At 50.3% G+C, this 1,056-nt stretch carries 2 protein-coding genes; both read left to right on the plus strand.

From position 1 onward, the window contains the following. A partial coding sequence (locus tag QZ506_RS10715) for an ssDNA-binding protein (protein ID WP_291971008.1) occupies positions 1 to 255 on the plus strand: 255 nt, incomplete at its 5' end. Positions 256 to 574: 319 nt separating this feature from the next. Further along, on the plus strand, positions 575 to 1,056 hold a 482-nt coding region (locus QZ506_RS10720; protein ID WP_291971009.1), incomplete at its 3' end, for an antA/AntB antirepressor family protein.

Here is a 1,056-nt window from a genome sequence, read left to right on the forward strand (position 1 = left end):
AAAGCCCGACCACTGGTTATCGACCGTGATCGTTCCGCGCTGACCGCCGCCGATGGCAAGCCGTATGCCGGTTGCTACGTTAACGCCACCATCGATATATGGGCGATGGATAACAATTTCGGCAAACGCATTAACGCGTCATTGGGCGGCGTCCAGTTCCTGTGCGATGGTGACGCCTTCGCTGGCGGCGGTATAGCGACGCCGGATGACTTCGAGAATATGAGCGAAGGCGCTGACGCAGAAGCGTTGATTTAACCCACTCACCACCCGGCCCAAACGCCGGGTGTTTTGCAAAGAAGGTGATAAGCCCTCTTTGCAAAGCAATTATTGAGTATTGACATTATAGGAAGTCGGGGGCTATAGTCCGCTACAGGTGCTGAACACACCTAAAGCAGCGGAAACCGCACCCGACAGACATGCGGATTTTTTACGTCCATAGTTTATGGTCGGGTAGCGAGTAGCACATACAACACCCTTACGGGAAAAACTGCTGGCCGTCTGCTTTCGGTGTTCAAGTACCCGACCGCCCTCTCTGAACAAGAGGGAAAATGAACAGTTAAAGCAGGATGTAAAAATGACTAATCAACTTATCCCCGTTTTTAACGGCACAATCTCAAACGAACCCGCATTACTTTGCAATGCTCGCGATCTGTATGAATTCTTAAGTGTAGGCAAGGTGTTTGCGGCGTGGATTACCTCACGTCTTAATGAATATGGATTCCTTGAAAATCAGGACTATATTTTGCTTTCCAATTCTGGAAAGCAAATATCCGGTCGTGGCGGGCACAACCGCAAAGACTACCACCTCACTCTGGACACAGCCAAAGAACTGGCAATGGTGGAGCGCAACGACAAAGGCCGTCAGGTTCGCCGTTATTTCATTGAGTGCGAGAAGAAACTTCACCAGCAGTCCTCAACCGTCATCGCCCCACATCGCGAGTGCCTGCCGAAAATGGTTTACCATCACCAGAGCAAATACAACCCTTACAGGGCTTATGTATGGAACGGTGAAAAGAACGTTTATATCGGAGTTTACCCGACAGTGGACGACGCAGT

The sequence above is a fragment of the Candidatus Symbiopectobacterium sp. genome (genome assembly GCF_020054415.1).
GTDB lineage: Bacteria > Pseudomonadota > Gammaproteobacteria > Enterobacterales > Enterobacteriaceae > Symbiopectobacterium.